The sequence below is a fragment of the Burkholderia humptydooensis genome, from assembly GCF_001513745.1.
Lineage (GTDB): Bacteria > Pseudomonadota > Gammaproteobacteria > Burkholderiales > Burkholderiaceae > Burkholderia > Burkholderia humptydooensis.
This window is the reverse complement of sequence record NZ_CP013380.1, coordinates 2,082,554-2,104,284: the sequence shown is the minus strand read 5'-3', so window position 1 is coordinate 2,104,284 and position 21,731 is coordinate 2,082,554. Positions and strand designations below refer to the sequence as shown.

The 21,731-nt window shown below is 68.5% G+C and carries 15 protein-coding genes and 1 pseudogene; 11 read left to right on the top strand and 5 right to left on the bottom strand.

Annotation, left to right across the window (positions count from 1 at the left end; genetic code table 11):
• Position 1: 1 nt before the first annotated feature.
• Positions 2–2,776 carry a two component system sensor kinase gene (locus AQ610_RS09515; protein ID WP_231748902.1) on the bottom strand — a complete coding sequence of 925 codons (2,775 nt, stop codon included), beginning with the start codon at positions 2,774–2,776 and terminating at the stop codon, positions 2–4.
• A gap of 152 nt (positions 2,777–2,928) precedes the next feature.
• Here AQ610_RS09515 and AQ610_RS09510 point away from each other — a divergent pair, with 152 nt between their 5' ends.
• From AQ610_RS09510 to AQ610_RS33120, 11 genes are all read left to right on the top strand, one after another.
• A complete protein-coding gene (locus AQ610_RS09510) occupies positions 2,929–3,297 on the top strand; it encodes a secretion protein (protein ID WP_006026782.1) in 369 nt (122 codons plus the stop codon).
• Positions 3,294–5,372: an EscV/YscV/HrcV family type III secretion system export apparatus protein gene (locus AQ610_RS09505; protein WP_006026783.1), complete on the top strand. Its 2,079-nt coding sequence runs from the start codon at positions 3,294–3,296 to the stop codon at positions 5,370–5,372. The genes AQ610_RS09510 and AQ610_RS09505 overlap by 4 nt, the downstream gene beginning before the upstream one ends.
• Complete coding sequence (locus tag AQ610_RS09500; RefSeq protein WP_006026784.1) at positions 5,359–6,696, top strand: EscN/YscN/HrcN family type III secretion system ATPase; 1,338 nt, start codon at positions 5,359–5,361, stop codon at positions 6,694–6,696. Before AQ610_RS09505 ends, AQ610_RS09500 begins: the two co-directional genes overlap by 14 nt.
• Entirely contained in the window at positions 6,669–7,052 is a 384-nt protein-coding gene (locus AQ610_RS09495; RefSeq protein ID WP_015600983.1) for a hypothetical protein, read from the top strand. Before AQ610_RS09500 ends, AQ610_RS09495 begins: the two co-directional genes overlap by 28 nt.
• A gap of 76 nt (positions 7,053–7,128) precedes the next feature.
• Positions 7,129–7,506, top strand: coding sequence for a hypothetical protein (locus AQ610_RS09490; RefSeq protein WP_230479214.1), 378 nt, complete (start codon positions 7,129–7,131; stop codon positions 7,504–7,506).
• On the top strand, positions 7,487–8,470 hold the full coding sequence (locus AQ610_RS09485) for a type III secretion system protein SepQ (protein WP_006026787.1): 984 nt from the start codon (positions 7,487–7,489) through the stop codon (positions 8,468–8,470). The genes AQ610_RS09490 and AQ610_RS09485 overlap by 20 nt, the downstream gene beginning before the upstream one ends.
• 98 nt (positions 8,471–8,568) lie before the next feature.
• On the top strand, positions 8,569–9,219 hold the full coding sequence (sctR, locus tag AQ610_RS09480; RefSeq protein WP_006026788.1) for a type III secretion system export apparatus subunit SctR: 651 nt from the start codon (positions 8,569–8,571) through the stop codon (positions 9,217–9,219).
• Positions 9,220–9,241: 22 nt separating this feature from the next.
• Positions 9,242–9,511, top strand: a complete 270-nt coding sequence (locus AQ610_RS09475) for an EscS/YscS/HrcS family type III secretion system export apparatus protein (protein WP_009916363.1) — start codon at positions 9,242–9,244, stop codon at positions 9,509–9,511.
• Positions 9,508–10,293: a type III secretion system export apparatus subunit SctT gene (gene sctT, locus AQ610_RS09470; protein ID WP_006026790.1), complete on the top strand. Its 786-nt coding sequence runs from the start codon at positions 9,508–9,510 to the stop codon at positions 10,291–10,293. The genes AQ610_RS09475 and sctT overlap by 4 nt, the downstream gene beginning before the upstream one ends.
• Positions 10,290–11,369, top strand: a complete 1,080-nt coding sequence (locus AQ610_RS09465) for an EscU/YscU/HrcU family type III secretion system export apparatus switch protein (RefSeq protein ID WP_006026791.1) — start codon at positions 10,290–10,292, stop codon at positions 11,367–11,369. The genes sctT and AQ610_RS09465 overlap by 4 nt, the downstream gene beginning before the upstream one ends.
• Positions 11,370–11,409: 40 nt before the next feature.
• Positions 11,410–12,120, top strand: a complete 711-nt coding sequence (locus tag AQ610_RS33120) for a lytic transglycosylase domain-containing protein (RefSeq protein WP_231748901.1) — start codon at positions 11,410–11,412, stop codon at positions 12,118–12,120.
• 13 nt (positions 12,121–12,133) lie between these two features.
• On the opposite strand, the pseudogene AQ610_RS09460 reads toward AQ610_RS33120, so the two are convergent.
• The 4 genes and pseudogenes from AQ610_RS09460 to AQ610_RS09445 form a co-directional block, all read right to left on the bottom strand.
• A pseudogene (locus AQ610_RS09460) lies at positions 12,134–16,052 on the bottom strand (HAD-IC family P-type ATPase).
• A 20-nt stretch (positions 16,053–16,072) separates the two neighbouring features.
• Positions 16,073–19,186, bottom strand: a complete 3,114-nt coding sequence (locus AQ610_RS09455; RefSeq protein WP_006026793.1) for an efflux RND transporter permease subunit — start codon at positions 19,184–19,186, stop codon at positions 16,073–16,075.
• A gap of 46 nt (positions 19,187–19,232) precedes the next feature.
• A complete protein-coding gene (locus AQ610_RS09450; RefSeq protein WP_009916358.1) occupies positions 19,233–20,297 on the bottom strand; it encodes an efflux RND transporter periplasmic adaptor subunit in 1,065 nt (354 codons plus the stop codon).
• Entirely contained in the window at positions 20,294–21,694 is a 1,401-nt protein-coding gene (locus AQ610_RS09445; protein WP_009916357.1) for a TolC family protein, read from the bottom strand. Before AQ610_RS09445 ends, AQ610_RS09450 begins: the two co-directional genes overlap by 4 nt.
• Positions 21,695–21,731: the final 37 nt, after the last annotated feature.

Sequence of the window (21,731 nt, the reverse complement as noted above, 5' to 3'; positions counted from 1 at the left end):
TTCAGGTGAACTGAAGCGCGATCAGCTCGGCCAGGTCGCTCAGGTCGCGGCGGCTGACCCAGCGGCCCGAGCGGATCTGCCGCTCCTGCTGCTCGATGCCCTCGCGCACGAGATCGAGCCCGCCTTGCCCCGCGCAGCCCTTGAGCGAATGCAGAATGTTCAGGATGCCTTCGGTATCCTTCGCGTGCCACGCCACTTCCGCCTGCTGGTGCAGCTCCTTGAGCGTCTTGTGCAGTTGATCGCGCATCATCTGGTCGTTCCAGTCCAGGAGCGGCATGTTCGCTATCGCATTGGGCGCGAGCTCCATGCCGCGCGCGAGCTGCGTGGCGGCCACCTGGTTCAGCGTGGCCGCCATCTGTTCGAGCGACACGGGCTTGGTCAGATAGGCGTTCATTCCCGCCTGCCGCGCTCGCTCGTGTTCCGTGGGCATCGCATTGGCCGTCAGCGCCACGATCGGCGTGTCGGGATCGAGGACCCGCTCGTCCGCATGACGCCAGCGGCGCGTGGTCGCCATCCCGTCCAGGTCCGGCATCCGCACGTCCATCAGCACGAGATCGAACACCTGGGTGCGGCCCAGCGCGAGCGCCCGCTCGCCCGAGGCCGCCGCCTGGCACTGGTGGCCGAGTTCGCGCAGCATCTTGCCGACGATGTCGCGATTGACGGCGACGTCGTCGACGACGAGCACCTTGAGCGTCCACGGGCACATCGCCGTCGGCCGCGCATCGTCCTGCACCGCCTCGCCGCGCAGCACCTGCGCGATGCTGCGGTAGAGCTTGCCGGGCAGGTAGCACAGCTCCGGCATCGCCAGGAGCGGATTGTCGCCGTCGACGGGCTCCAGCCCCCAACTGCGCAATTGCGCGTGCAGCGTCGCGGGCGCCGTCACACTGCCCGCGAGCGGCGTCGGCGCAACCTCGCCGCGCTGCAGGGGCAGCAGCACGGTGAACTGGGTGCCGCGCCCGAGCTGGCTGCTCATCAGGATCTCGCCGTTCATCAGGTTCGCGAGCCGCGATGCGATCGGCAGGCCGAGCCCGTTGCCGCTGTCGTGCGCGCGCACCTGCACGAACGGCTTGAAGATGTCGAGCTGGTACGACGGCGGGATGCCTTTGCCCGTATCCTCCACGATCATCGCGAGCCGATTGCCGCGCCGCTCGACGACGAGGCGGATGCTGCCGAAATCGGTGAACTTGACCGCATTGCCGAGCAGGTTGATGAGGATCTGCCGCACCCGCAGCGCATCGAGCCAGATCTGCTGCGGCACGTCGGGCGCGACGAAGGTCGATAGCGTGAGATGCTTCTCGTTCGCGCGCAGGTGGATCGTCAGCATTGCCTGGTCGAGCAGCGGCAGCAGTTGCGTCTGTTCGTAGGCCAGCTCCAGGTGGCCAGCCTCGATGCGCGAATAGTCGAGCACGTTGTTGACGATCCCGAGCAGGTAGCCGGATGACTGCTGCGCGACGCCGACCAGCTCCTGCTGGCGCGGCTGCAACTGGCTGCGCGCGAGCAGCGCAAGCGCGCCCATGATGCCGTTCAGCGGCGTGCGGATCTCATGGCTGATGCTCGCGATGTGCTCGCTCTTGCTGTGATTCGCCGACTCCGCCATGCGCTTCGCCTCGTTCAGCTCGCGGGTGCGCTCGTCGACCTTGTTCTCCAAGGTCTTGTGGTACGCGTTCAGCGTGCTGAGCAAGGTGTTGTACGCGCGCGCGATCCGCCCGAGCTCGTCGTCGTGGCGCGCGGGCAGCCGGCGGCCCCAGTCGCCGTCGCGCTGCGCGTCGATGGTCTCGACGATCAGCCTGAGCGGCCGTCCCAGTTGCCACTGCAGGATCTGGAACACCACGACGATGAGCCATAGCTGCATCACGAGCGTCCACGGCACGGTCTGGCGCAGCAAGATCATCACCTTGTCGGTGACGGCCGCCGCCGGGAAAATCACCGCGAGCTGCCAGTGCGGACCATCGAGCGGCATGCACACTACGTATTGGTTGTTGACGCGCCGCGAATAGCTCTGCGCGCACATCGGCAGTTGGTCCAGCGCCCGGTTCAGGTCGGTGGGCACCTCGCCGTCGGACCACAGCAGTTCGCCCTGCGCGGAGCGCAGCACGAAACGCGGCTCGCGATCGAGATGCAGTTCCTTGCTGAACTGCGACAGATCGCCGATGCGCACATTCTGGCCGGCCATCACGCCCGATTCGCGATCGATCGCAGTTGCGGCAACCTGCACGAAGCCGTGCGAATCCCGGTGCGCGTCGCTCCAGCGCATGTCGCCGCCCGCCTGAGCGGCGCCGCGCAGCGACATCAGCATGGTGAGCTTGCGCTGCATGTCGGCGGCGCTGGCTTCCGCCGCGCGATACAGCACGATGCCTTCCGTCGGCAGCAGCAGGAACGCGTCGCGACGGCTCTCCGGATCCGCGTCGCCGAAGATCCCGAGGATCTCCCGCGCACGACGGACCAGCGCCGCGTCGCCGCGCGCGTCGGGAAACGAGACGAACATCGTGTGCGGCGACGGTTCGGCCGCCGGATCGAGCGTGGTCAGGCGCTGGTTCAGGGTCTTCCAGACCCACAGCAGCGCACGCGTATGGTGCTGCGCATCGTCGAAGCGACGATTCTCGCGACCGACGACCTCCTTGAGCTCCCAGCTCAGCACATCGCGCAGTTCGCTTTGCGTCCCCTGGTAGCGGTAGTAAAAGCTGATTGCTTCGGACAACATCCAGAACAAAACCATCGCGCAGCAAAGGATCGCGACGATGCGTGCCGTCAGCGATTTTTCCCAGAATGGGCGCATGTTTTTTTCCATCAAGAGTCCAGCGCGTGCAGTCCTTAAGTCATGGCTGCACAGGCCCTTTTCAGGTCTTCGCCGGATGGTTCGTGCGACCGCAATTATAGAAGATGCGTCGTGCCTTTCCGCCGCGGAAGGGCTTTTCCTTCAGGAGTCGAATGGATTTGCAAACGGAGCGCAAGCTGGAACAGTTCCTGCGACTGCTCGAATTGCCCTGCTCGCGCATCGCGCCGCGCCTCGAATTCGCCCAACCGCCGCTGCGCGTCTTCATCGAGGCCGTCGGCGCGCGACTGGTGCTGTCCGTCGCGCGGCCGGTCGAGGCTGCGCGACGCGACGACGCCCTGCGACGACTCGTCGGACGCTGCGATCCGGCCCGCCACGGCGGCCTGGTCCTGCGGGCCTGCGTGCTGCGCCGCGACCTGATGCTCAGTTGCACGCTCGACGCCGCGCACGACGTCGGCGCGTGGCTCGACGCGCATCGCACGCTGCGCCGCCTGCTCGACACGCACGCGGGGGACGCACGGTGAACCGGATCAGCCGCTGGCTGGCGCTCGTCGCGTCGCGCCAGGACATCGCGCTCGCGGTGCTGCTGCTCGTCGCGGTGTTCATGATGATCGTGCCGCTGCCGACGGGGCTCGTCGATCTGATGATCGCGTTCAACCTGATGATCGCGATCATCCTGCTGATGATGTCGCTCTACATCCGCGACCCGCTCGAATTCGCTGCGTTCCCGTCGGTCCTGCTGATCACAACGCTGTACCGGCTCGCGCTGACGATCAGCACCACCCGCCTGATCCTGCTGCAGGCCGACGCGGGCGAGATCGTCTACACCTTCGGCAGCTTCGCCGTGGGCGGCAATCTCGGCGTCGGGCTGATCGTGTTCGTGATCATCACGATCGTCCAGTTCATCGTCATCACGAAGGGCTCGGAGCGCGTCGCGGAGGTCGGCGCGCGCTTCTCGCTCGACGGTATGCCCGGCAAGCAGATGAGCATCGACGGCGACATGCGCGCCGGCATCATCGACGCCAACGAGGCGCGCCGCCAGCGCGGCCTCGTCCAGAAGGAAAGCCAACTGTACGGCGCGATGGACGGCGCAATGAAGTTCGTCAAGGGCGATGCCATCGCGGGCATCATCATCATCCTCGTCAACATCCTGGGTGGCACGGCCGTCGGCGTGTTCATGCACGGCATGAGCGCGAGCGAGGCGATGTCGACCTACGCGATCCTGTCGATCGGCGACGGCCTGATCGGCCAGATTCCCGCGCTGCTGATTTCGATCACGGCCGGCATCATCGTCACGCGCGTGCCCGGCGAGGTCCGCCAGTCACTCGCGGCGGACCTCACCGAGCAGATCGGCCGGCAACCCCAGGCCCTGTGGCTCGCAGGCGCCGTGCTGCTGGTGTTCGCGGTGCTGCCGGGCTTTCCGGTGGCGTACTTCCTCGCGCTGGCCGCACTGATGCTCGGCGGGGCCTGGCTGCTCAAGCGGCGCGGCCGCCGCGCGGGCACGGCTGGCGCGGCGCATGCCGCGAACGGCGCGGCGCCGGGCGCGGCGAACGGCGCCGGCCCGGCCGACACCGCGATGACGCCGGGAGCCGTGCCGCTGATGATCCGCTTCGCGGAATCCGCCGCGCGCGCCGACAAGCTGGCCGACGCGCTCGAAGCGCTGCGCTGGCGCACCTTTGAGCAGTTGGGCCTGCCCTTGCCCGACATCCACCTGCAGGCCGCCGCCGATCTCGACGCCGACACGGTCGAGGTGCTGCTGTACCAGGAACCCGTGCTGGCGCTCAGTGTGCCGCGCGATCTGCTGCTCGCCGACGCGCGCGGTGCGGGCGTCGCGCACAGCGAGCGCGTCGACACGCTGCCGTTCGGCAAGCTACGTCTGCACTGGATCGCGCCGGGGCAAGCCGATACGCTCGCTGCGCTCGGCATCGTGCTGCACCGGGACGAGGCGCGCATCGCCCACTGTCTGTCGCTCGTCGTCGAGCGCTTCGCGAACCAGTTCGTCGGCGTGCAGGAGACCCGCTTTCTGATGGACGCGATGGAAGCGCGCTACGCGGAACTCGTGAAGGAGGTGCAGCGCCAGATGCCGATCGGGCGAATCGCGGACGTGTTGCAGCGGCTCGTCGAGGAAGGCATTTCGGTGCGCGACCTGCGCAGCATCTTCGAGGCGCTGATCGAATGGGCGCCGCGCGAGAAGGATCCGGTGATGCTCGTCGAGTATGTGCGCATCGCGCTGCGCCGCCACATCGGCGCGCGCTATCGCGCGGGCCAGGCATGGATCAGCGGCTGGATGATCGGCGACCGTATCGAGGCGATGGTGCGCGAGTCGATCCGCCAGACCGCCGCCGGCTCGTATTCGTCGCTGAGCGCCGAATCCAGCCGCGCCATCCTCGGCCAGATCCGCGCCGCGCTCGCCGATGCCGACCTGCGCCGCGTCGTGCTGCTGACGGCGGTCGACGTGCGCCGTTTCATCCGCAAGATGGTCGAGCGGGAATTCGGCGGCCTTGCCGTGCTGTCGTTCCAGGAGATCGGCGACGAAGCCGAGCTCCGCGTGATCGGCACCATCGACCTGATCGGGGAGCCTGCCGATGCGCTTGCCTGACCCCGACCAGTTGCGCGCGCGCGTCGCCGCACGCCTCGTGCCGCGCGGCGACGCGCCCGTTGCGCACACCCGCTTCGGCCGCGTGACCGAGGTCGGCCCGACGCTCTTGCGCGCGACGCTGCCGCACGTGGGGCTCGCGGAGCTCTGCCGCCTCGAACCCGCTGGCATCGACGCCGAAGTCGTGTCGATCGAAGGCGACACCGCGCTGCTGTCGCCGTTTGCGGAACCGCGCGGCATCGCCGCCGGCTGCGCGGTGCGGCCGCTCGGCCGTGCGCACCGGATCCCGGTTGGCACGTTCCTGCTCGGCCGCGTGGTCGATGGCCTCGGTCGTCTGTTCGACCACGGCCCGGACGTGCCGGACAGCGCCACCTGGGTCGATCTGGCGCGCTCCGCGCCCGATCCGCTGCGCCGCGCGATCATCGATACGCCCTTGCCGCTCGGCGTGCGGGCGATCGACGGCCTCCTGACCTGCGGGCGCGGCCAGCGCGTCGGCATCTTCGCGGCCGCCGGCGGCGGCAAGAGCACGCTACTCGGCATGATCTGCGACGGCAGCCTCGCCGACGTGACCGTGCTCGCACTAATCGGCGAGCGCGGTCGCGAGGTGCGTGAGTTTCTCGAACACACGCTCACGCCCGAGGCGCGCGCACGTGCGATCGTCGTGGTGGCCACCTCCGACCGCCCCGCGCTCGAGCGGCTGAAGGCGGCCTATACCGCCACCGCGATCGCCGAGCACTTCCGCGACCAGGGCCGCGACGTGCTGCTGATGATGGATTCGCTGACCCGCTTCGCGCGCGCGGCGCGCGAAATCGGCCTCGCCGCCGGCGAAAAGCCCGCGGCCGGCAGCTATCCGCCCAGCTTCTTCGCGCGCCTGCCGGGCCTGCTCGAACGCGCAGGCCCGGCCGCCACGGGCAGCATCACCGGCCTCTACACAGTGCTCGTCGAGGGCGACAACCTGAACGAGCCCGTCGCGGACGAGGTGCGCTCGATCCTCGACGGCCACATCGTGCTGTCGCGCAAGCTCGCCGAGGCGAATCACTATCCGGCGATCGACGTCGGCGCGAGCGTGAGCCGCGTGATGAGCCAGATCGTCGCCACGCGCCATCGCGACGGCGCGGCGCGGCTGCGTCGGCTAGACGCCGTGTATCGCGACATCGAGCTGCTGGTGCGGGTCGGCGAATACCGGCACGGCGCCGATCCCGAAGCCGACGACGCCCTCGCCCGCCGCGAGGCGATCCGGCAATTCCTCTGTCAGTCCGTCACGGATAAAACCTCCTTCGATCAAACGCTAGAACAGTTATGGACCACAGTGGACGCTCGACCCTGACCACGCTCATGGAGCTCAAAGTGCGGCGCGAACGCAACATCCGCGCCGCGCTCGCGCTGCTCGACCAGCGCGAAACCGCCCTGCTCGCCGACAAGGCCGCCTTGCTCGACGAACGGCGCGCACTATGGAATGCCTGGCGTACCTGCAGCGCCGTCGACAGGGTGCACGACCACGCCTCGCTGCAATTGCTCAAGCACGAGCTGGCCGGCTATCACCATCGCGACCAGACGCTCGTCGATCGCGTCGAGCTGGTCGATGCGCAATGCACGGAGCTGCGGCTCGAGCGCGATCAGCAGCGTGCGCTGCTGCGCCGCGCGCAGATCGATCACGAAAAACTCAAGACCTTGCTGGAGTGACACGATGTCCGTTCAGTTCAAGCCCGGCCCGTCGGCCGGTTCGCGCGTGGCAGACGCGGCCAGAGCGCCGCGTGTCGTGCAGGTCGCCGACGTGCGGCGCTTCGCCAATTGCCTGACGAGACCCCACGACGAGCGCGATGCGCATGACGGCGACGACGCGGCCCGCCGTCGCCTGTCCGTCGCGCCTGCGGCAGCGGCCCGCTTCGAACGGCTCCACGGCCGCCCCGGCGTGGCCGCGGATGCGCTGAGCTGGCGCCTGACCCGCGGCCGCTTCGCTGGGCTCGTCGTGCAGGCGCGCCTGCAACAGGGCACGCTGACCATCACGCTCGTCCCGGCCAACGCCGGCCAGCGCGCGCTCGTCGCGCGTCATCGCGCGCGAATCGAGGCGGCCTGCGCCGCCCGCTTCGCGGGCCCCACCGTCGTGACCTGGCGCGATGCGAACGATCCCGCTTGACGCCGGCACGGCCCCCGTCCTGCGCACGCTCGGGCACGGCCGCGCGTATCGGCGCGACACGGACGCCTTGACCCTGCTATTTCGCCGCGGCGGCGGCACGGGCCTCATCCTGACCAGCCGCGCCGGCGACGCCGTGGTACGCGTCTGGTGCGACAGCGCGCAATGGTGCCGCTGGATTGCTCCCGTGCTGCCTGTCGCCGACTGGCACGCCGTTCCCGATGAACTGCGCTCGGCGCTGGCCGCCTGGACCTTCGCCTGCGTCGCGCCGTGCGCCGCGGCGGCCGGCCTCGCGTGGCCGCAAGCCGAAGCCGTCGAGCCCGAGGCCTGCTCGATCACGAACCGCTGGCTGCTGCGCCTCGAACGCGAGGGCGCGACGCTCGACCTGCAGATCCTCGATGCGCCGAGCACCTGGATTGCGCAACTGGCCGCCGGCCTCGATCCGCTCGACGCCCCGCCCGGCGATGCGCCCGACCGCCCCGCGCCCGCGCCCGCGTTGCGCGTCGCGTTGATCGCGGGCTGGAGCTGCATCGACACCACGCAGCTTGCGCGCCTGCACCGCGGCGACGCACTGCTGCTACACCACGCCTACGCCGTCGCCGACGGCGAACTGGGCCTTTTTACCGACCGGCCGCTCGCCAGCGTCATCCGCCGCGACGCGCTCGGCTACACGATAGGAGTCACGATGGAAACCTTTGACGACTGGCTGGACGTCGAGCCCGCGGACCCCGCGGCGACGCTGCCCCTCGTGTTGCCGCTGGACGCCAGCGTGCGGATCGTCGCGCAGGCCGCGGCGATCGACGTGCCGCTCGACCGGCTCGCCGCGCTCAGGTCCGGCGACATCCTGGAAGGCCCCGCGATCGGCGACGGCCTGTGCACGCTGAAGATCGGCGGCAGGCCGTTCGCGCGCGGGATGCTGCTCGACATCGACGGACGCCTCGCGATCCGCATCGAGCACTTCGTGTAGTCGCGCGGGCGCGCCGCCGGTTCAGGTCTACGCCGGATGGGCGTCGCGGTGCGTGCGCCCCACAATGGCCCCGATGAAGATTTCCTGCGGAGTGATGCATGAGCGTGCTCGACCAGCCCGTTCAATTGATCGTGGTGTTGTTCGCGTTGTCGATCCTGCCGCTGCTGATGGTGCTCGGATCCTCGTTCCTCAAGCTCGCAGTCGTGTTCGCGCTGCTACGCAACGCGCTCGGCACGCAGCAGATCCCGCCGAACATCGCGCTGTACGGGCTCGCGCTCGTGCTGACGCTGTTCATCATGGCGCCCGTCGGGCTCGCGATCCAGGACAACCTCGCCGAGCATCCCGTACAGCTCGACGACAAGCAGTTCACGCAGCAGGTCGAGACAACGATCCTCGCGCCGTACCGCGACTTTCTGGCGCGCAACACCGCCCGAGCCCAGGTGCGCTTCTTTGCAGACATCGGCCATCGCACCTGGCCCGAGCCGTACCGCAACCGCATTCCGGACGATTCGCTGATCGTGCTGATACCGGCGTTCGCGATCAGCCAACTGATCGAGGCGTTCAAGATCGGCCTGCTCCTGTTCCTGCCGTTCGTCGCGATCGACCTGATCGTGTCCAACGTGCTGCTTGCGATGGGCATGATGATGGTCTCGCCAATGACGATCGCGCTGCCGCTCAAGCTGCTCGTGTTCGTGCTGATCAACGGCTGGGAAAAGCTGCTCGGCCAGCTCGTCCTGTCGTTCCACTGAGCGCGTCGCGCCCGCCTGCCCCATGAGCGAAGCCGTCATTACCCAGTTGGCCGCGCAGATGATGTGGCTCGTGCTGCTGCTGTCGCTGCCGGTAGTGGTGGTCGCGTCGGTGGTAGGCATCCTCGTGAGCCTCGTGCAAGCGCTGACCCAGGTACAGGATCAGACGATCCAGTTCCTGATCAAGCTGCTGGCCGTCGCAGTCACGCTCGCCGCCACCTATCACTGGATGGGCGACGTGCTGATCAACTACGCGACCCAGAGCTTCAACCAGATCGGCGGGATGAGGCCATGACGGCCGCGATGGCCGGCGAATGGCTGCCGATGGTCGCGCTGTCGATGCTGCGCCCGCTCGGCGCGATGCTGCTGGTGCCGGTGTTCAGTACCGGCACGCTCGGCGGCACGCTCGCGCGCAACGCGCTGGTGTTGGCGATCTCGCTGCCGGTGCTCGCCCTGCACGATCTGTGGCCCGCCGTCGACGGCGCGCGGTCGTGGGCCGCCTATCTGTGGCTTGCGTGCGGCGAACTGAGCATCGGCCTCGTGATCGGCTTCTGCGCGGCGGTGCCGTTCTGGGCGCTCGACATGGCGGGATTCCTGATCGACACGATGCGCGGCGCCTCGATGGCGAGCGTGCTGAATCCCTTGCTCGGCCAGCAATCGTCGATGATGGGCATCGTATTCTCGCAGGTGTTCTCGCTGCTGTTCATGATGTTCGGCGGCTTTCATGCGCTGCTCGAAGCCCTCTACGCGTCCTACCTGACGCTGCCGCCCGGCGCGGCGTTCCGCTTTCGACCGGCCGCGCTCGACTTTCTCGGCCAGCAATGGCAATTGATGTACACGCTGTGCCTGCGCTTCGCGATGCCCGCGATCGTCGCGATCCTGCTGGTCGACATGGCGCTCGGGCTCGTCAATCGCTCGGCGCAGCAGCTCAATGTGTTCTTCGTCGCGATGCCGATCAAGAGCGCATTTGCGCTGCTGATGATGATCATCTGCGCGAACTTCGCGTTCCAACTGCCGCTCTCTGAAAGCCTTCGGCTCGTCGAGCACGCTGCCGCGCTGACGAACCGACTGCGATGAGCGAGAAGACCGAGCAGCCCACCGCCAAGAAGCGCGCCGATGCGCGCCGCAAGGGCCAGGTCGCGAAGAGCGTCGAGATCACGAGCGGCGCGCAGTTGGCGGTCCTGCTCGGCTACTTCCTGTTCGAAGGCCCGCATCTGATGCAAGCGTTCGAGACGCTTACCCGCGCGTCCATCGACGTCATCAACGACGATCTCGTCACCGCGCTCGGCCATTGGCTCGGCGTTCTCGGCGCGGTGGTCACGCGCTTCGTGATCGGCCTCGCGCTCGTCGTGATCGGCGTGACCGTGATCGCGGTCGTCGCGCAGATCGGCCCCTTGCTCGCGTCCGAGGCGCTGAAGCCGTCCGTCGACAAGATCAACCCAATCAATAATGCGAAACAGATGTTCTCGATGAAGAGCCTGTTCGAGTTCGCGAAGTCGCTGTTCAAAGTCGGCGTGCTGTCGCTCATCTTCTATTACCTGATCCGCGAATACGCGCCGTCGCTGCAATTCCTGCCGCTATGCAGCGTCGAGTGCGGCTTCGCGGTCAGCGTGCGGCTCCTCTACTGGATGTGGGCCGCGCTGATCGGCTTCTATGTGCTGTTCGGTCTCGCCGACTTCGCGTTCCAGCGCTACAACACGACCAAGCAACTGATGATGTCGATCGAGGATATCAAGCAGGAATTCAAGAATTCGGAAGGCAATCCCGAGATGAAGCACAAGCGCAAGGAAATCCACCGCGAGGTGCAAAGCGGCAGTCTCGCCTCGAACGTGGCGAAGTCGACCGTGGTCGTTCGCAATCCGACCCACGTCGCCGTCTGCCTCTACTACGACCCCATCGCGGCCCCGCTGCCGGAAGTCGTCGAGACAGGGCACGGCAAGCGCGCGCTGCATATCGTCGCGCTCGCCGAGCGCGCTGGCGTGCCGGTCGTCGAGAACGTGCCGGTCGCGCGCGCGCTCGCCGCACGCCTCGCGGTCGGCCAGGTCATTCCGCCCGACCTGTTCGAGCCCGTCGCGCATATCCTGCGGCTCGTCATGCATCTCGACTACGATCCCGATCACTATGACGACGACGTGTCCCGTCCGTCCGCCTGATCCGCCGCGACTGGACCGCCAGCGCCGCGTGGGGCGGCTCGTGCTCGCCGCGCTCATGCTCACGCGCGCGCTGTCGGCCACCGCGCAGGATGCGCCCGCGCCGCTCGTCTGGACCCGCGTCGAACCGGTTCAGGCCGACGGCGACCCGGCGCACGCGCAAGCCGCGCCTGCGCCACCCGTTGCGCCTCCCGGCCCGGCCGGGCCCCAACCCGCCGCGCACGGCGCGCGCTACGATGCGTTGATCGACGCGGTCGCGCGGCAGTTCGAGCTCGACGCCCGACTGCTGCACGCGATGATCGAAACCGAATCGCGCTACGACGCCGACGCGCGCTCCCCCAAGGGCGCCGTGGGCCTGATGCAGGTGATGCCCGAGACCGGCCGCCGCTTCGGCTTTACCGATCTCGCCGATCCCGACACCAACCTGCGGGCGGGCGCGACTTACCTGAAATGGCTGCTGAAGACCTTCGACGACAATCTCGAACTCGCCGTCGCCGGCTACAACGCAGGCGAAGGCGCGGTGATGAAGGCCGGCCGGAAAATCCCGCCGTATCGGGAGACGCAGCTTTATGTGCGCGCGGTACTCAAGCGCTATCGCTCGCCCGACGAGGCCGCCGCGCCCATCGCGGCCGCGGCGACGCGCGCCGCCATCAGCCGCGCGGATCGACATCGGCCTACGCCGGTCACGATGCTGGGCAAGCTCACCAGCCTGCTGCTGTCCTCACCCCGCGCGTCGACTTCGGCGAGCCCTTGAGTCCGGGCGCCGTTCAGCATGCGCTGCAACGCCGCGGGGCTTTCGTGGACTGCTCGCGCCCGCTGTCGGAGCCGACGAACAGATAGTTTTTCCGACCGAGCGCGACACAGCGCCGGGCGTTTTCGGCAAGCACGTTGCTGATCTCGGCCCGACCGACGTGAACATCGTAGATATACCGCCTCGCATGATCCCATGCATGCTGCTTCGTGGATCTCGCCGCTTTCGATGAGCCACACGCGGCGGTCCCAGCGCCGGAAGCGCGCGCTTGCCGCATCATCGCGCGTCACGCTGCGCGCGCCAGGGAACTGCTGGGCGAACGCGCGTGCCGGTGACGTGAAATCCTCGTCGACCGACGGGGCGGAAAACGTCCATGAGCCGGCAGCCGAAGCGCGCTCGCGCGTGACGGTGCCGACCCAGACTGGAACGTCGCGATCGGCTGACGACCCGCTCGGCCGTTCAATGACGTGGTCGCCTCGCCACAGCCGCAGCACGGCCTGCATGTCCGGCGAAGCCGCGTCGCCTTGCACGAATGTCATGGCTGGCGGGGCGCCGTCATGGAACTTGAGGACCACCGCGCGACGCCCCGTCCACGGCGCCCAGGCCGGGCCGCCGGGAGCCGTTCGCCAGCCCGCGGCCTGCAGGGCGCGCCCGATCGCGGTGGCGGCCCCGGCCCACTGAATGGTGAACGGCTCGTCGATCCGGCCCACCACCGCGACCCGCCCCACGGGCAGCGCACGCCATCCATGCGAGCGCCATTGCGCAGCCGTCATTCGCTCGATATGGCGGGTCGGCGCGTAGAGCGCCACGTCGGCGTCGTGATGCCGAACAATGTGCAGCGCGGCGGCCGCCAGCATCGTGATCACGACGATCCCCGTGAGCTTCCTCGACCCGATGGACGGGTTTTCCCGGAGCGAGTATGCGATGGCGAGACCCGCGACCCATGCGAGACCCAGGCTCGCGCCGGCGACGACGTCGGATACCCAGTGCACGCCCAGATAAAGGCGTGACGTGGCGATTAACGTCACCGCGATCGTTGTTGCGACGAGAATCGCGACGCGTGTTCGATGTCGCTGGCCCGCGCCCGCACTTAGCAGAAACGCAAGGAACCCGTACGCGACCAGGGCAAGCGTCGCGTGACTGCTTGGAAAGGAGAAGCTCTCGATGCCCGCGGCGAACGGATTCGGCCGGGCACGATGCAGCAGGAGCTTGAACAGTTTGACGATGACTTCGGCGCCGCCCACCGCGGCGAGCCAGTACAGCGCCGCACGCCAGAGCCGATGCCAGATCAGCCACGAGAGCACGACCAGCACGACGGGAACGACCACTGCCGCGTCGCCCAGCTCGGACAGCCCGGTCATCATGCTGTCGAGCCACGACGGCCGGATGTCTTGCAAGACGCGCCAGACAATGAGGTCCGCCTGCAGGAGCGGGTCCCGCGAAATCACGTCCTCCAGCACGCCGAGGAACAGCCAGACACTGCCGACGATCAGCATCAGCGTCGCCGTGACGAATACGATGTGCGCCCGCCACAGGGACAGCAGTGCGTGCAGGACCGGTTTTGTTGCCGCGGCGTCGCCGTCTGTCGATGGCGCTTCACCGGCGCGGGATCGGATCGTGAGCGCGTGCATGCCTGAACATGCCAGCATTGAAATGCTGGTCGCGCCGAGCCAAATCCGCACAGGCAGCACTTCGATCGCAAAGAAGGTCCGCAATCGCCCAACGACGACAATGGCGGTGAACGCGGCGGCCATCCCCGCGACGATGCCCAGCCGCGAGGCGTTGAACGGCCGCGCAAGCTGCGCAAGAATCCAGAGCGCGATGGCGCACAGCGTCACGGTCGCGGCAGTCCGCGCCTGATCGAGCGTGCCGTGGAGATAGCTGAGCGTGATCGCGTAGGCCGCGAACGTCGCGATGGCCGCCAGCACGCCGGAAGGCACCGTGAAGTGCAGCACGCGTTCGACGAAGCCGCTCTTCGCGCGCTCGGCGCTCGGTTCGAGCGACAGAAAGAACGCCGGGATGCCGATGGTCAGCGAGCCGACCAGCGTCAGATGCCGCGGGAGAAACGGAAAGGCGAGATCGGCGATGCCCACTGCGAAAGCGAGCAGCATCGCATACACCGTTTTCGTCACGAACAGATTGGCGACCCGCTCGATGTTGCCGATGACCCTCCTGCCTTCGTTCACGATCGCGGGCAGGCTCGCGAAGCGGTTGTCGGTCAGCACCGCCTGGGCGACGGCCGCCGCCGCGCTGCTGCCCCCGCCCATTGCGATGCCGATGTCGGCTTCCTTGAGCGCAAGGAGATCGTTCACGCCGTCGCCGACCATCGCGACCACATGGCCGCGGGCCCGCAACGCCGCAACCATCGCCGCCTTCTGCCGCGGCGAGACGCGGCCGAATACGGACTCACGCTCCATCAGTTCGCCGAGCAGCGCCCCGTCGTCGGATAACGCGCGGGCATCGACGCCCGTCCATGCAGACGCGATGCCCACGCGCCGGGCGACTTCGGCCGCCGTATCCGGGTGATCGCCGGAGATCACCTTCAGCGAGACGCCCTCTGCGGCAAACCACGCCACGGTGCCGGGCGCATCGTCCCGGATGCGCTCCGCGAGCAGCACCAGCGCGACGGGCGTCAACGGCCGCGGTAGCCCATCATCGGCAAGCGGCAGGTCCGAACGCGCAAGCAGCAGCACTCTGCGCCCGTCGTGCGCATGGCGGGACACGGCCGCGCGCACGTCGTCGGCCATCGCGGCGCCGGCGAGCATGACATCCGGCGCACCGAGCACCCAGGTGCCGCGTTCGCCGAACGATGCGCCGGCCCACTTTCTCGCGGAGGAGAACGGCACGGTGCGGTTGGCTTGCCAGCCCGGCGAGACCGCATAGCGGGAGGCGATGGCGCGCAATGTGGCATTCGGCGCGGGTTCGCCGAGGACGAGCGCGGCAAGCGCATCGTGCGCCGCGCCGTCGCCGGCGAGCATCTCGACCTGCTCGAGGACGGGCTCGCCTTGCGTGAGCGTACCGGTCTTGTCGATGCACACCACGTCGACACGCGCCAGCGTCTCGATGGCCGGCAACGCCTGCATCAGCGTGCCGCGTCGCGCGAGCCGCATCGTACCGACCGCGAGGGCGACGCTCGTGAGCAGCACCAGCCCCTCCGGCACCATGCCGACGACGCCGCCCGCGGAAAACAGCACCGCTTGGGCAAAGGGCATCTGACGCAACAGTTGGGTCGCGACCAGCAATACCGACAGCGGCGCGATCGCCCACCCGGCGTAGCGCAGGATACGGTTGATGCCGGCCGCGAGCTCCGAACGCGCGGGCGCGAAGCGCCGCGCCTGCGCCGCGAGCCGGTGCGCCCACGCCTGCTGTCCGACGGCCGTTGCGCGATACCAGCCCTGCCCCGCGACGACGAAGCTGCCGGACAGCAGCCGCGCCCCACACGCCTTGTCCTGCGGCTCGGATTCTCCGGTCAGCAGCGACTCGTCGACTTGCAGCCCGGCAGAAGCCGCGACGACACCGTCGACCACGATCTGCGCGCCGCGCCCGATCCCGATCAGGTCGTCCTTCACGATGTCGGCAACGTCGATTTCGATCGTCCGCCCGTCGCGGCGCACGTGCGTGCGCGGCTGGTGAAGCAGCGCGAGACGATCGAGCGTGCGCTTCGCCCGCCATTCCTGAAAGATGCCGATGAGCGAGTTCGCCACAAGCACGCCGCCGAACAGCGCGTCCTGCCACGGGCCCGCAATGAGCACCGCGGCGCACAGCGAGCCGAGGAGCGCGTTGAAGCGCGTGAACACGTTGGCGCGCACGATGTCGGCGAGGCTGCGGCTGGTCCGGCGCTCGATCCGGTTGACGTCGCCGCGCTGCCTGCGCTCGGTCACTTCAGACGAACCGAGGCCGTCGGGGAGCGCCGCCATCGGTTGCAGTTCGTCCATGCGGTGCCTCCTCTGCCGGGCTACGCAATCGCCGGCCCCGGTTCGTCCGGCGCGTCGCGCTCGAAGCGCCCGTAGCGCTGCGCGAGCGTGGGCAGCACGATCAAGTTCAGCATCGTGGACGTGATCAGGCCGCCCAGGATCACGATCGCCATCGGCCCTTCGATCTCGTTGCCGGCTGCGCCGCTCGTCGCCGCGAGCGGCAGCAACGCGAGCGCGGTCACGAGCGCGGTCATCAGGATCGGCACCAGCCGCTCCGCGGCGCCGCGCACGGCCGTGTCGGGATTCCACGCCAGGCCGTCCACGTGCACGAGATGCTCGTAGTGGCTGATCAGCATGATCGAGTTGCGCAGCGAGATGCCGAAGAGCGTGACAAAGCCCACCATGCCGCCGAGCGACAGATTACCACCGGCGAGCGCCACGCCGAGTACGCCGCCCACCAGCGCGAACGGCAGGTTGACCATCACGAGGAGCACGCCACGGCGGCTTTTCATCGCGAGAAACAGCAGCATGGCGATGCCGACGATCGACATCGCGCCGTACACGAGCAGATCCCGCTGCGACTGCGCGCGCGCTTCGCTTTCGCCGGCGAATACGGCATACGTGCCCTGGGGCATCGTTATTTCGCGATTCACGCGCGACTGAGCTTCGTTGACGAAATCGCTGACCGCGCGGCGGCCGAGGTTGACGGACACCGTCTGCATGCGCCGGCCGCCGTCGTGCGTGATCTGATAACGGCCGGAAACCTGACTGATCGTCGCGAGTTCGCGTAGCGGGACGGCCAGGCCATCCGGGTTGCGCAGCATCAGCGCGCCGATCTCGCCGAGGGTCCTGCGTGCGGCAGGCGCGAGTGCCACCGTGACGTCATACGTGCGGCCGCCCCGATAGATCTGCGAGACCGTGGCGCCCTGATACGCGGCCTGAATCGCATCGAGCACCTCGACCGGCCTGAAGCCCCGGCGGCTCAGTCGGCCGGGATCGAGCCTGACGTCCAGCTCGGGAATGCCGGGAGGCGATTCCACCTGCACGCTGGCCGCCCCGCGGATTGTTCCGAGAACGCGCGCGATCTCCTGCGCCTTGCGATCGATCACGTCCAGGTTGTCGCCGAACACGTTGACGACCACCGGCGCCGTCGTCCCCGAGATCGTCTCGTCGATGCGCTCGACGAGGAAGGTGTTCACCGCCGTGGTCAGCCCGGGAAAGCGCGCGAGCGCCTGCTGGATGTGATGCAGCGCCCGGTTTTGGCCGGACGCGCCCATCGGCTCCAGATCGACCTCGAACTCGGAAAGCTGGACGCCCGCGGGATCGACGACCTCGTTCGCGCGGCCCGCACGCTGTGCGACGAGACGCACGCCCGGCACGTGCATCAATGCCCGCGACACCCGTGCGCCGATTCGCATCGATTCCGCGAGCGACGTGCCGGGCGTGAGGCCCATGTGCACGATGTAGTGCCCTTCCCGCAGTTCGGGGATGAAGTTGCCGTTCATGAACGGCAGCGCGCCCAGCGCCGCGACGCACATCAGCGCCACCCCGGCCATGACCGTCTTCACGCGCGGCTCGACCTTCATCAGCAATGCGACATAGCGGGCCTTCAGGCGTGCGACCAGACGCGGTTCGTCGGCCGGCAGCGGGCCGCGCGCGAGCAGCGCGAGCGCCATTGCGGGGGTGAGCGTGAGGGCCACGCCGAGCGAGGCCAGCACGGCGAGGATGTATGCCATGCCGAGGGGCGCGAACAGCTTGCCCGCCACGCCGGAAAGCGTGAGCACCGGCAGGAAGATCAGCATCACGATGAAGGTGGCGAACACCACCGCGCTGCGCACCTCGAGCGATGCGCGCAGCACGACGCGCAACGCGGGCAGCGGCGTCGGCAGGCTCCGGTTCTGCCGCAGCCGGCGGTAGATGTTCTCGACGTCGATGATTGCGTCATCGACCACTTCGCCGAGCGCAATCGCGAGGCCACCGAGCGTCATCGTGTTCAGGCTCACGCCGAGCGACGTCAGCACGATGATGGCGACGAGCAGCGACAGCGGAATCGCCACGGCCGAAATGACGGCCGTGCGCACGTTCAACAGGAAGAGAAACAGCACGGCGACCACCAGCATGGCGCCGACGAGCAACGCCGTGCGCAGATGGCCGACCGACGCGTCGATGAAATTGGCCGGCCGGAACACATTCGCATTGACGTCGACGCCCTGCTTCGCGAGGACGGGCGCGAGCCCGGCAAGAGTCTTCTCGATGTCTTTCGTGACCGCCAGCGTGTTCGTGCCGTACTGGCTTTCGAGCACCAGCATCACGCCGGGCTGGCCCATGATCGAGGCCGCGCCCATTGCCGGCGCGCTGCCCCATGCGACGGTTGCAACGTCCCCGAGACGGACTGCCGCGCCGTTGCTCCAGCGCAGCACGACATCGGCGAGCTTCTCCGGCGCCGTGATCTGGCCATCGGCGTTGATCGCGATGCGCTGGTTGTCGTTCTCGACGAAGCCGGCGCCACGTACGCCCGTGGATGCGCGCGCCGCGGCGATCACGTCCTGTATCGACAGACCGTATCGCATCAGCTTCGCGGGATCGATCCGGACCTGCATCTGGCGCGCGTCGCCGCCGAACACGATCACGTCCGCCACGCCCGGCACGCTCAGCAACTGCGGCCGGATGGTCCACTGCGCGATGTCGTAGAGGTCCGTCAGGGCGCGCGTCTTCGACGTGAGGCCAACGGTGCGCACGACGCTCGTCGTGGTCGTCAGCGGCAGGAGCCGCGGCGGCATGACGCCGGCGGGCAGCGTCGCCGCGAGCGCATTCACCCGTTCGGAAACCAACTGCCGGATCTGCATCACGTTCGCATGGGCGTCGAATACCAGTGTGATGGCCGACAGCCCCTGCATCGATTTCGAGCGCATCGACTGCAGTCCGACCATCCCGCCGAGGCCATTCTCCAACGGCTGGGTGACGAGCGTCTCGACCTGCTCGCTGCTCAGGCCCGGCGCTTCGGTCTGGACGAGGCTCATCGGCGGCGCGAACTCGGGAAACACATCGAGCTTCGCCCGTGTCAGCGTATAGAGACCGTAGCCGGCCGCGATCACGGCCAGCGCATAGATCACGCCGCGAAAACGCAGCGAAAACCGGATGATTGCGTTCAGCATGGGCGATAGGTGGGTTCGTATCGTGCCCGGCGGTGTCGGGCGTCCGTCAGTCGTCGCACTCGGGCGGGTCCTTGCAGGCGGTTGCGATGCCCTGGGGCTTCAGTTCCTCGGAGAGCAGCAACTGGGCGCCCTGCGTGACGACGCGGTCTCCGGCGTGAAAGCCCGAAGTCACGACGAAGCCCTGATCGCTCTCGTTGCCTGCCGCCACGTAGCGCCGCGTGAAGCGATCGGGCGCGGTTTGCACGTAGGCCCACGTTTGTCCGCCGTACCAGATGACGGCCTTGCCCGGAATGACGAGCGAGCGCGCGGCGGAACCCGGCGACGGCACGTTCACGCTGGTCCGGGTGCCCACGGGCAGCGCGCGGTCCGCTGCGTAGAACCAGGGCGTTCCCTGCACGGATGGATCGGCGAGCGGGGAAGCCGAGAGCCTCCTTGCCGATATCGGCTGGCCGTTCGCGGCGTCGACAAGGATGCGCGCGGGCGCAGTGTCCCCGAACTCCGCGGGCAGCGTGACACGCAGCACGACCATGCGGCCCGCCAGCAGGCGCGGGAACAGGTCGGACGCGCCCGCCATCGACGCGTTGGCGAGCGCCTCGCCAAACTGCTGGCGCAGCGTCGCCTCCAGCCCGCCGACCGCGGCCGCCGCCGACTTCAGTTTCGCCTGGTCGGCCTGCATGACGGCTCGCGCATCCTGCAGACTCTTTTGCGAAACGTTGCGGTCGTCCTCGAACAGGACGCGGCTGCGCTCGTACTGCGCATGTGAATTGCCTGCCTGCGCCGTGAGGGTATCGAGGTCCGCCCGCGCGGCGGACAGGCGGTTGCGCAAGTCGAAGAGCGGCTGCAGGTCGACGACCGTTGCCCACGCGGTGCTGGCCGACGGCCCGGTCGCGAAGGCGAGCGGCGCGGCCTCGATGTGGCTCGCGCGCTGCGCGTCGGCGCCGAGCACGACCACGGTTTCGCCATTGACGGTCTGTACCGCCGGTTGAGACGCCGTCGGTGCAATCGCTGGCGATGCCGAGGGGGTCGGGTAAAGCGTCTGGTAGATGTACCAGACCGCGCCCGCCGTGAGCGCGATCGTGACGGCGGAAAAGAGGAGCAACCGGTATTTCATCGCCGTGGTTCCTGTTCGGTCAGAGATGCATTCCCCGCTGCCTCGGGGTCGGGGGCCAGGGGCCGTTGCATCGCATCCTCGAGCGCGCCGGCCGCCTGCCGGGCAGCGACGACGGCGTCCAGATGCGCGATTTCGTTCGCCTGGTAGTCGGCGTTCGCCTGCGTGAAGGTCAACCGGTCCGCGTTGCCCTCGGCAAACCCGGCGGCCTGACTGTCGAGCTGCCGGCGCGCGGCGGCGAGGCTGCGCGCCGAAAGCCGCACGGCATCGAGACTGGCCCGGTAACGCGTGAGCGCGCGATCCAGATCGCCGAGGATCGAGTCCTGCAAGGCCGCCGCGCGCGCGGCGGCCTCCTTGCGCTTCGCCTCGGCCTGCGCGATGCCGCCCTGGTTCTGATCGAAAATCGGCAGCGTGATGCCGGCGAGCCCGAACGCGATCTTGTGTGTGCCCGTGTCGTACGTGTAGCCGGGGCCGAGGTGAAGGTCGGGATACTGCTTCGCCACTTCGAGCTGAAGCGCCGACTCCGCCGCGGCGTACTCGGCCAGCGACGCAAGCAGGTCGGCGCGGTGGAAGATGGCGTCGCGTCGCGCGTCGGCGGCCGGAGGCGCAGGTGGCGCGGCGGCAAAGCCGTCGAGATCGAGCTGGATGCCGTCGAGCGCGGCCACCGGTACGCCGATCGCCGCCGCCAGTTGCGCCCGTGCGTCCTGCCGGGCGCTCTCGGCTGCGGCCAGAGCGGCCTGCGCCTGCGTCGCCGCGAGTACCGCCGCATCGACATCCGGCCCCGAGTTTTCCCCGACTGCGCGGCGCTTCTTGACCATCCGCGCGATCTGCTGCGCGGCGTCGGCCTTGCGGGACAGGAACACGCCGCGCTCGCGCGCCGCATACAGCGCAAGCAGGGCGTCGCGAACCTGCGCGCGTACCTTCCATGCTTCATTGCCGATCGCAAGGCGCGCCGCTTCCGACAGGTGGGAAGCCTGGTCGACACGGTAGCCGCGCTTGCCCGCGGTCTCGATCGGAATGTCGAGGGCCGGGCCCCATACGAAGGGAGCGCCCGGTCCGGGGTTGGGCGTCGCATACTGGAACGGCAGTTGCAGAACCGGGTTCGGCATCGCGCCGGCGACCTGGATGCCGGCGCGGGCCGTTCCCCACTGGGCTCGCGCGATATCCAGCGCCGGACTGTAATACCAGGCCGCGAGCGTGAGCCTCTCGCGATTCCAGCGCACCGGCGGCCACGGATGCACGTCATGTCCGAGTTCGCGAACGAGGTACGTGCGCAGCCCGTCGCTCACGAGCGACCGCTCCTCGAACTGCCGCGTCATCCGGACCGGCGCGATCGGCTGTGCGTGGTACGTCGCGCAGCCCGCCAGCAGGGCAAACGCAATCAGTATCGCTCGGCGCATGGCGGCATCCTTGGGTCTCGCTGCTGCCCGCTCGGGC

Coding starts and splice junctions, on each gene's coding strand:
- AQ610_RS09515 (WP_231748902.1), bottom strand. CDS start 2,776: ATGCGCCCATTCTGGGAAAAATCGCTGACGGCACGCATCGTCGCGATC.
- AQ610_RS09510 (WP_006026782.1), top strand. CDS start 2,929: ATGGATTTGCAAACGGAGCGCAAGCTGGAACAGTTCCTGCGACTGCTC.
- AQ610_RS09500 (WP_006026784.1), top strand. CDS start 5,359: ATGCGCTTGCCTGACCCCGACCAGTTGCGCGCGCGCGTCGCCGCACGC.
- AQ610_RS09495 (WP_015600983.1), top strand. CDS start 6,669: ATGGACCACAGTGGACGCTCGACCCTGACCACGCTCATGGAGCTCAAA.
- AQ610_RS09485 (WP_006026787.1), top strand. CDS start 7,487: ATGCGAACGATCCCGCTTGACGCCGGCACGGCCCCCGTCCTGCGCACG.
- sctR (WP_006026788.1), top strand. CDS start 8,569: ATGAGCGTGCTCGACCAGCCCGTTCAATTGATCGTGGTGTTGTTCGCG.
- AQ610_RS09475 (WP_009916363.1), top strand. CDS start 9,242: ATGAGCGAAGCCGTCATTACCCAGTTGGCCGCGCAGATGATGTGGCTC.
- sctT (WP_006026790.1), top strand. CDS start 9,508: ATGACGGCCGCGATGGCCGGCGAATGGCTGCCGATGGTCGCGCTGTCG.
- AQ610_RS09465 (WP_006026791.1), top strand. CDS start 10,290: ATGAGCGAGAAGACCGAGCAGCCCACCGCCAAGAAGCGCGCCGATGCG.
- AQ610_RS09455 (WP_006026793.1), bottom strand. CDS start 19,186: ATGCTGAACGCAATCATCCGGTTTTCGCTGCGTTTTCGCGGCGTGATC.
- AQ610_RS09450 (WP_009916358.1), bottom strand. CDS start 20,297: ATGAAATACCGGTTGCTCCTCTTTTCCGCCGTCACGATCGCGCTCACG.
- AQ610_RS09445 (WP_009916357.1), bottom strand. CDS start 21,694: ATGCGCCGAGCGATACTGATTGCGTTTGCCCTGCTGGCGGGCTGCGCG.